The following is a 3,861-nucleotide window of genomic DNA, read 5'->3' as shown; positions in this document are numbered from 1 at the left end:
ACGCACTAACGGAGATACCCACTAGTGGGCGAGCGCGGGGAAGTGGGGCACGACGGTCTCGGCCAGCTCGTGGACGACCTCCCGGATCGGCCGGCGGGACGCCCCGACCCCCAGCAGGACGTGGTTGACCCCGATCCCCCGCAGGTCCGCCAGGTGCTCGACCAGACGCCGGTGACCGATCCGGAACCCGAAGCCGATCGGCGAGGCCGCCTCGTCGGGGTCCTCGGCCAGGTCGATCTGGAGCGATTGCGCGAAGGGACTGAACACCTCGTCGTCGTCGGATCCTCCCTCCCGGCTCTCGGTCACCACCTCGCGCCACCTCGCGGCGGTCCGGCGCTGCGCGTCGAAGTCACGCGGGTAGGTCAGCCATCCGTGCCCGTGGGCGGCCAGGTACGTGATGCTCTGCTGACACGAGCCGGTCATGATCAGCGGCACCGACGAGGCGGTGGGCTTAGGGACCACGTCCGCGCTGTGCATCCACCCCCCGGACCAGCGGATCCCGCGCATCTCGGTGGTGAGTGCGTGGGTCATCACCGTGAGGTTCTCCCGGAACCTCTCCCCCCGCCGCCCCTGCTCCAGCCCGAACGCGCGGAACTCCTCCGGCCGGTCGCCGGAGGCCACGCCCAGGAGGAACCGGCCGCCGGAGAGACGGTCCAGGCTGGCCGCGGACTTGGCCACGTGCAGTGGATGGCGGACGGGCAGCACAACGGCCGCCGTCCCGAGGGCGATCCGGCTGGTGTGGGCGGCCACGTACGTGAGGAACACCCACGGATCGTAGATCTGGCCCACGTCGCCGAACGACGGGACGCGAAGCGGGATGTCCCGGGCGTAGAGGGCGGCGAACCCTCCGGTCTCCGCGGCCCGGGCGACCTCGATCTGTTCGCTGATGTCCGGGCCGTCGACCCGGTCGGCGCGCGTCCGCAGCGGGAATCCCAGCCCGAGGGTCAGTCGCCCCGCGCCGAACGTGCGACGGAAGCCCGGGAGCCGCCGGGGGTCACCGTCGGACGTGTCGAGCGGCGAGGTGGTCATGTGCCCCACCCTCGCACGATCCGGTCGACGCCGGTCGACGCCGGTCGACGGCCTCGCGTGCGCGCCGCTCGTCTAAGCTCTCCTTCATCGATCGAGCGAGAGGCCGGACGTGACCACCACCCTCCTGGCCGCCGAGGCGTCCCCCACCGAACTCGTCTCGCTGTTCTGGATCGTCCTGGCCGTCTGGGCGGCACCGGTGCTGTCCGGGTTCACCCGCTCGTTCATCCCGGGCGTGGTGCTCCTCCTGGTGGGCGGGATGGTGATCGGCCCCAACGGTCTGGACCTGGCGGTGGAATCCGGCGGGGTGGCGCTCCTCGCGGAGCTCGGGCTGGGGATGCTGTTCCTGCTGGCGGGGTTCGAGCTCGAGGTCTCCACCCTCACCGGGCGCAGCGGACGACGAGCGGCCGGGACCTGGGTCGTCAGCCTGATCCTGGCAGCCGGGGTGGGGTGGATGGTCTCGGGCCGCTGGGAGACCGCGGTGGCGATCGGGCTCCTGCTCACCTCCACGGCGATCGGGACCCTGTTGCCCATCCTCAAGGGCTCCGGCCATGACAGCACCCCCGTGGGCCGGGCAGTCCTCACCCACGGCGCGGTGGGGGAACTGGGGCCGATCCTCGTGATGGCGGTGCTGCTCGGTACCCGCAGCATCGAGTCCTCCATCGCGGCCGTCGGGCTGTTCGGACTGGCCGCGCTGGTGATCCTGGCGGTGCCGGCCCGACTGCTCCACATCCCCGCGCTCGGTCGGGCGCTCCTGCAGGGCACCACCTCCACCGGACAGCTGGCCATGCGCACGGTGATCCTGCTGCTGGCCACCATGATGGTCGTGGCCACGGTGTTCGGTCTGGACGTGGTGCTCGGCGCGTTCGCCGCCGGCATGATCCTGCGCCGACTGGTCGACTCCCTCGGGGCACACCTGCGCGGCGGTGGCCAGGCCCCGGACCGCGGTCTCGCCGCGATCCTGCTCCGTCAACTGGAGACCGTCGGCTACACCCTGTTCATCCCCGCCTTCTTCGTGGTGTCGGGGATGGGCATCGACCTCGGGGCCGTGGCGGCCTCGCCGTGGGTGCTGGTGGCGGCCGTGGTGAGCATGCTGGTCCTCCGCGGCGGAGGGGTGTGGCTGGGCGAGACCGTCACCCGCGCGAGCCCCGGGCTCGACGGTCCACGGGAACGGGCGAGGGTGGGTCTGTACGCGGCGACCGGTCTCCCGATCATCGTGGCGGTCACCGAGGTCGCGGTGAACAACGGTCTGATGACGGGCGAGATCTCCTCCGTCCTTGTGGCGGCCGGGGCGGTCACCGTCCTGCTCTTCCCCCTCCTGGCGGAGGTGGTGCGGGCCGGAGCCCCGGTTCGTCGGCCGGGCGCCACGACACCGTCACCGGAGGACCCCGTCTCACCGGGGTCACGGGGGAACGACGACGACGAGGACGGCATCCGGTGAGGTCCGGCGTCAGCGGTGGTACCCGGGCAGCGGTCTCCGGGTCGACCGTCTAGCGGCGGGACCCCGCCTCCGAGGACACGCGACCGGGCCGGTCGGTCGGCATCAGCACCCGGGGCCAGTGGGCCAGGAGCAGACCCGCGGCCAGGGCGCCGAGACCACCCGCGGCCATGTCCCCGATCGTGTCGTCGAGGGTCACGTAGATCCGGTCCGTCAGGTAGGCGTGGCCGAACCACTCCACCATCTCCCACAGGGCGCCCAGGGCCAGTCCGAAGGCGGTGGTGAGCACCACCGCCGCCGCGGCCGGGACACCCCCGTCACCCGGTGCCGGCACGATCCCGCGGTGCGCGAGGAACAGGTAGGTCACCACCGCCAGCGCTCCGGCGCACGCGAAGTGGACCACGATGTCCCACCACCAGATGCGCGTGTACAGGTCGAAGACGTTGCTCCAGGCGGCGACGAGCAACGTGACCGACACCGCGGTGTCCGCCCACGGCCGCATCCCGACGAAGCGCGGGAGCATCAGTCCCGGCAGGGCGAACGCGACGATGGCCGCGTCCGTGAGACCGTGCAGCAGCAGGGCGAGCAGGACGCTGAGGGCCCCGAGGATCCGCAGAGCGTCCGCCGCCATCCGCACGCGGTTCTCCGCGGGACGCAGGAAGTTGTCGATCACGCGGCGACACCCCCTCGGTCGAGACGCACGACGGCGTGGACGGGCAGATGGTCCGACGCCCACACGCCGCCGGGCCGCAGCGGGTTGACCGCGGCGTGGGTGACCCTAAATGCTGACGAGGCGAGTATCCAGTCGATGCGCGCCCCGTTCCTCCGCGGCGCGCGGTAGCCGGTGTACGTCCCCCACTCCTCGCTCGCGCGGGTCCGCGCGCTGTGCCAACTGTCGACCAGAGTCCCCTCCCGGACCAGTTCTCGGACCGCCGCACCGGCCGGGCCCGTGTTGAGGTCGCCGGTCACCAGCGCCGGACTGTGCCGGGCGGACGACGGGGCGGCGGCGGACACCAGGTCGAGAATCGCCCGCGCCGACCGCAGACGGGAGCGCGCGGAGAACGGGTCGAGGTGGGTGTTGATCACGAGGAAGCTCCGTGAGGTCCCGCGATCGCGGAACTCCGCCGACACCATGACCCGGGGGATGAGGTTCCCCCAGGACGCCGATCCCGCGCGGGTGGGCTGATCGGACAGCGCGATCTGGTCCCAGTCGAGCAACTCGAGCCGTCCGGAGTCGTAGAAGATCGGCGAGGCCTCGCCACCTCCGTCCGAGCCCCGACCGCGGCCGACCACGGCGTACCCGGGGCCCAGGGCGTCGAGCATCACCGTGGTCTGCTCGCGCAGCACCTCCTGCGCGCCGAGAACCGTCGGCCGCTCGGCGGCGAGGAGCGCGCGGA

4 protein-coding genes are annotated in these 3,861 nt (G+C 72.3%); 1 reads left to right on the top strand and 3 read right to left on the bottom strand.

What is annotated here, in order from left to right:
• Positions 1-21: 21 nt before the first annotated feature.
• Positions 22-1,029: an LLM class oxidoreductase gene (locus G6021_RS14865; protein WP_182610715.1), complete on the bottom strand. Its 1,008-nt coding sequence runs from the start codon at positions 1,027-1,029 to the stop codon at positions 22-24.
• A gap of 109 nt (positions 1,030-1,138) precedes the next feature.
• Between G6021_RS14865 and G6021_RS14860 the strand changes: the two genes are divergently transcribed.
• Positions 1,139-2,467: a cation:proton antiporter gene (locus tag G6021_RS14860; RefSeq protein ID WP_182610714.1), complete on the top strand. Its 1,329-nt coding sequence runs from the start codon at positions 1,139-1,141 to the stop codon at positions 2,465-2,467.
• A 49-nt stretch (positions 2,468-2,516) separates the two neighbouring features.
• Here the strand turns inward: G6021_RS14860 and G6021_RS14855 are convergent, their stop codons facing one another.
• Positions 2,517-3,137 (bottom strand): hypothetical protein, encoded by a 621-nt coding sequence (locus G6021_RS14855; protein ID WP_182610713.1) that lies wholly within the window; start codon positions 3,135-3,137, stop codon positions 2,517-2,519.
• A partial coding sequence (locus G6021_RS14850) for an endonuclease/exonuclease/phosphatase family protein (protein ID WP_182641614.1) occupies positions 3,134-3,861 on the bottom strand: 728 nt, incomplete at its 5' end. The genes G6021_RS14855 and G6021_RS14850, both read right to left, overlap by 4 nt.

Source organism: Dietzia sp. CW19, from assembly GCF_014145265.1.
GTDB classification, from domain to species: Bacteria; Actinomycetota; Actinomycetes; order Mycobacteriales; family Mycobacteriaceae; genus Dietzia; species Dietzia natronolimnaea.
The sequence above is the reverse complement of the archived record's forward strand: the minus strand, read 5'-3'. Positions and strand labels throughout refer to the sequence as shown.

Excerpts from the sequence above, each read along its gene's own strand:
- G6021_RS14865 (WP_182610715.1), bottom strand. The coding sequence starts at position 1,029 with ATGACCACCTCGCCGCTCGACACGTCCGACGGTGACCCCCGGCGGCTC.